At 69.6% G+C, this 4,545-nt stretch carries 5 protein-coding genes; 3 read left to right on the top strand and 2 right to left on the bottom strand.

Annotated features, from left to right (window positions below; translation table 11 throughout):
* The first annotated feature begins 104 nt into the window (after positions 1-104).
* Complete coding sequence (locus ROTAS13_RS19940; RefSeq protein WP_216348700.1) at positions 105-830, top strand: S41 family peptidase; 726 nt, start codon at positions 105-107, stop codon at positions 828-830.
* 179 nt (positions 831-1,009) lie between these two features.
* Positions 1,010-1,177 (top strand): 50S ribosomal protein L33, encoded by a 168-nt coding sequence (gene rpmG / locus ROTAS13_RS19935; RefSeq protein WP_075823203.1) that lies wholly within the window; start codon positions 1,010-1,012, stop codon positions 1,175-1,177.
* A gap of 164 nt (positions 1,178-1,341) precedes the next feature.
* Here the strand turns inward: rpmG and ROTAS13_RS19930 are convergent, their stop codons facing one another.
* Positions 1,342-2,706: a PleD family two-component system response regulator gene (locus ROTAS13_RS19930; protein ID WP_058389851.1), complete on the bottom strand. Its 1,365-nt coding sequence runs from the start codon at positions 2,704-2,706 to the stop codon at positions 1,342-1,344.
* A 398-nt stretch (positions 2,707-3,104) separates the two neighbouring features.
* Positions 3,105-3,800, bottom strand: a complete 696-nt coding sequence (locus ROTAS13_RS19925; protein WP_019459951.1) for a glutathione S-transferase family protein — start codon at positions 3,798-3,800, stop codon at positions 3,105-3,107.
* Between the two features lie 131 nt (positions 3,801-3,931).
* On the opposite strand from ROTAS13_RS19925, the gene ROTAS13_RS19920 reads away from it, so the two are divergent.
* Positions 3,932-4,513 (top strand): class I SAM-dependent methyltransferase, encoded by a 582-nt coding sequence (locus tag ROTAS13_RS19920; RefSeq protein ID WP_075823202.1) that lies wholly within the window; start codon positions 3,932-3,934, stop codon positions 4,511-4,513.
* Positions 4,514-4,545 lie beyond the last annotated feature (32 nt).

Raw genomic sequence — 4,545 nt, 5'->3', positions numbered from 1 at the left:
TCGCCTTACGGTGGAGCTGTGCGTAGATGTGATCAAGAGACAGCCTGCGGCGGGAGGTCGTGCCGCCGCAGACCTTCCGCACCGCGCGGCAGGGCGACGTGCTGGTGCTGCGGATCACCGCCTTTTCCTCCGACACAGCGGACCAGCTCGGCGAGGCGCTGCTGATGGCCTTCGACCATCCCGCCGCCCCGGCGCCGCGGAGCCTGGTGCTGGACCTGCGGGGCAACCGGGGCGGCTTCCTGCGTGAGGCGATCCGGGTGGTGGACAACATCCTGTCCGCCGGCATCGTCGCCCGCACCGACGGCCGGCACCCGGATGCGCGCCGCGTCTGGCACGCGGCGGGAATGGACCTGACGCAGGGGCGGCCGATCGCCATCCTGGTCGATGGCCGCACCGCCTCCTCGGCCGAGATCGTGACCGCGGCCCTGTCCGACAACGGCCGGGCGGCGGTGGTGGGCAGCGCCACGATGGGCAAGGGACTGATCCAGATCCTGGTGCCCCTGCCCAACGAGGGCGAGCTCTCGCTTTCCTGGTCCCGCATCCTGGCGCCGGACGGTTGGCCGTTGCAGTCGCTGGGCGTGCTGCCTTCCCTCTGCACCAGCCTGGGCGCGGACGGCGCCACCCGGGGCCTGGAGCGCCTGGCCCAGGGCGACGCCCCCATGGGCGCGGTACTGCGGCGCCAGCGCCAGGCACGGGTGCCGGTGCTGCCGAGCGAGATCACCGCCCTCCGCAGCGCCTGCCCCCCCGCCGAAGGCCGCGACGGCGACCTCCAGGCCGCGGTTACGCTGCTGTCGAATCCCGAGGCCTATCGCACCGCCACGGCGAAGTGACGGGGCGGCCGGATGGCAACCATGCCGGCGGCTCGCCCAGGTGGGCCTCCGGCATGGGTGCCATCCGGCCGGTGAGGGTTGTTTCCGCGAGAGAAAGCTTGACGCAGCGGGCGCGGTGACTAGGTTGCGCCGTTCAACGGCCGGGGCTCAGTGCGCAGGCCTGTTTACGGAATCAGACCATGGCCAAGTCCAACACGATCCAGATCAAGCTCCTCAGCACCGCCGAGACCGGCTACTTCTACGTGACGAAGAAGAACACCCGGCATGCCCAGGGCAAGCTGGAGCTGAAGAAGTACGACCCGGTGGCGCGCAAGCACGTCGTCTTCCGCGAAGCCAAGATCAAGTAATCGCGCCGCGTCCCGGCACCATGCCGGGACGCCACCCTTCCTGCTCCCCCATGGCCGGGGCTGGAAGGCCGTTGCCGATCCATTCGCCATGACAGAGAGCCCGACCGGTCCCCGGCCGGGCTTTTCGCGTCCGGAAGGGATGCCCGGATGTCCGGGCAGGCGGCTCAGGCTGCCGCGCCGGTTCCGCTGCGCGCGATTTCCAGCCGGTTCCGGCCGGCGGCCTTGGCGCGGTAGAGCGCCTCGTCGGCCGAGGCCAGGAGATCGTCCAGCAGGATGCTGTCTCCGCCGCTGGCGCCGCCGATGCTGATGGTCACCCGGACCGGGCCGGAAGGCAGCCAGACCGGCTCCTCGCCCACCGCCAGGCGCAGGCGTTCCGCCACATTCGCCACGTCGGCCGGGGAGCGGCTGGCCATGATGACCAGGAACTCCTCGCCGCCATAGCGGGCCACGATGTCGGAGGAGCGGAGGTTGCTCCGCAGCCGCTGGGCGACCTCGCGCAGCACCACGTCGCCGCCGGCATGGCCGAAGGTGTCGTTCACGCGCTTGAAGTGGTCCACGTCCAGCAGCAGCACCGAAGCACCGCCGGAACGTAGCATCGCCTCCAGGTGGCGGGAGGCATAGAGCCTGTTCCGCAGGCCGGTCAGGCTATCCGTGACCGCCGCCTCCAGCGTGCGCTGGAGATCCTCGCGCAGCCGGTCCTGGTAGAGCTTGCGGCGGATCTGGTTGCGCGCCCGGGCCCGCAGCTCGTTGCGGTCCACCGGGCGCAGCACGTGGTCGTTGGCGCCGAGGTCGAAACCCCGGAGCACGAGCTGCCGCTGCGCCGGATCGGCGACCAGCAGCACCGGCAGGTCGCGCGTGCCGGATTGCGCCCGGAGCCGGGAGGCGAACCGCAGCCCATCGCCGGCATCGAAGGAAAGGCTCAGCACGGCCAGCTCGAACTCGCCCGACATCAGCGCGTTCCAGGCCGCGCCGTGGTCGGTGGCCACGAAGCAGACCACGCCGTCCTCGGCCAGCGCCTCCTCCAGGAAGCGCGATTCCTCGCGGTCCTCGGTAACGATGAGGGCGCGCGTGCCGATCATGCTGCTCAGCGCGCGCAGCCCGCCGCTCATGCCGAGGTCGCCGGTGCTCTCGGAGCGGATGTGGAAGGCGTCCAGCACCTGCTTGGTACGCAGCAGGGCGCGCAGCCGCGCAAAGAGCGTGGCATGGTCCACCGGCTTGGAAAGGAAATCGTCGGCGCCGGCCTCCAGGCCGCGGATGCGCTCGCTCTGGTCCGTCAGGGCGGTGATCATGACCACCGGGATGTGCCCGGTCTGCTTCTGTGCCTTCAGGCGGCGGCAGACCTCGTAGCCGTCCATCCCCGGCATCATCACGTCCAGCAGGATGACGTCGGGCGCCCATTCCTCGGCGAGGCGGATGGCCGCCGGGCCGGAGCTGGCAGAGGCGACCTCGTAGTATTCGGCCCGAAGGCGGGCTTCCAGCAGATGGATGTTCGTCGCGATGTCATCCACCACCAGGATGCGGGCGCTCACGCCGGATGATCCTCCGCCTTTGGCACGGCGTCCTGGCCGGCACCGGGAGAACCGGGCGGCGTGACGCGACCGGCCTCTTCTGGCCGGGTACGAAGACCGGAAAAAGGACAAAGCGTGGCGATTTTATATCACTCCCCCTGTCCCGTGAGCGACCTTCGTGGCTGAAGCACCAATGCCCCCGCCGCGCCGGTTACGCAACCTCCGCGTGAACTCCGCACGACTCTTGCCATGGGCTTTCGGGCCATCTCCACGCCGCCGGGCGAGGCGCCGTAGCGACGCCCTTCACATATCGCACATGCGTGACCCCCGCGAGCGAAATGATTGTGCAGGGCAGCATTCCCGCACAGCCGTGGCCCGGAGGGCACTTACCGGCCACGGCCGTGCGGGCAGCGCGGGAATCAGCGCGGGGCGAACTGGGTCTTGCCGAACATGTTCTCGCGCTCCGCATCGGTGATCGCCCCCTGCCGCGAGCGGTCCGCCAGCACGGCGACGCCGCGCTGGACGGCCGGGCGGGCGGCGATGGCGTCGTGCCAGCGGAGAACCGAGGGATAGTCTGACAGGTCGATGCCACGCCGGTCCGGGTTCCGGATCCATGGGAAGGTGGCGATGTCGGCAATGGAGTACCCGGACCCGGCCAGCCATTCGGATTCCGCCAGGCGCTTCTCCAGCACCCCATGCAGCCGCCGGACCTCGTTGCCGTAGCGTTCGACGGCATAGGGGATGCGTTCAGGGGCATAGGCGGCGAAGTGGTTGTACTGGCCGAACATCGGCCCGACGCCGCCCATCTGGAACATCAGCCATTGCAGCGCCTTGAGCCGCTCCACCGGATCGGTGGGGATCAGGCGCCCGGCCTTCTCGGCCAGGTAGATCAGGATGGCGCCGCTTTCGAAGAGCTGCAGCGGCTTTCCGCCCGGCCCATCCGGATCGACGATGGCGGGGATGCGGTGGTTCGGCGTGATGGCCAGGAACTCCGGGCGGAACTGCTCGCCCGCCCCTATGTTCACCGGCACCACGCGATAGGGCAGGCCCAGCTCCTCGAGCGCGATATGGACCTTGTGGCCATTGGGTGTGGGCCAGCTCCAGACTTCGATCATGCCATGCTTCCTCGGCTGCCGAGGGGCCGGAATTGGGGAGGCCGGGAGTGATCGGCAAGCCGCAAACCAGTGGTTGCGAATTCCCTCGGAACAAACCACCATCGCGGGAAATTGTCTGGAGTACCCCGGGAATGGTGGCTTGGCAGCCCGAGAACGCGGAAGCCTTCCTTGGCAAGGATGGCCTGATCGACACGCACCGTCTTCTGGACGCGACCGCCGAGGCGGAGCGGCTGGCGCGGCTGGACAGCCAGCATGAAGGCATCCCGGTCAGCGATCCGCGGTTCCACATGCCCTTCTCCGACCCGGCGACGGTGCGGGAGGTGCTGCCGCAGCTGACGGTGGCCTTCCACCTCCTCCAGGCCGAGCCCGGCCACCGCGTGCTGGATCTCGGCTGCGGCCATGGCTGGCTGTCGCGGCTGCTGGCGCAGCAAGGGCTGGAGGTGCAGGCGGTCGATCCTTCCGCCACCGCGATCGGCAAGGCGAAGGCCTTCGCCTCGGTCCATCTGCCCCAGCTCGCGTCGCGGTTGAAAACGGGCGTGCTGGAGAAGGGCCGCATCCCCCTCCCCGATGCCTCGGTGGACCGGATCATCGCCTTCCACAGCCTGCACCGGCTCGGGGATCTCGCCGCGCTGCTGCCGGAGATGCAGCGCGTGCTGGCCGAGGGCGGCCGCGCCGTGATCATGACCGCGGCGCCCGGCCAGTCTGTCTCTTGATCACATCTACGCACAGCTCCACCGTAAGGCGA

This window comes from Roseomonas sp. TAS13 (assembly GCF_001950415.1).
GTDB classification, from domain to species: Bacteria; Pseudomonadota; Alphaproteobacteria; order Acetobacterales; family Acetobacteraceae; genus Roseomonas; species Roseomonas mucosa.
Note: the sequence above shows the minus strand (reverse complement) of the source record. Positions and strands in the feature narration are given on the sequence as shown.

What these genes read in the sequence shown, in the direction of transcription:
- ROTAS13_RS19920 (WP_075823202.1), top strand. Translation starts at nt 3,932, where the DNA reads ATGGTGGCTTGGCAGCCCGAGAACGCGGAAGCCTTCCTTGGCAAGGAT.
- ROTAS13_RS19925 (WP_019459951.1), bottom strand. Translation starts at nt 3,800, where the DNA reads ATGATCGAAGTCTGGAGCTGGCCCACACCCAATGGCCACAAGGTCCAT.
- rpmG (WP_075823203.1), top strand. Translation starts at nt 1,010, where the DNA reads ATGGCCAAGTCCAACACGATCCAGATCAAGCTCCTCAGCACCGCCGAG.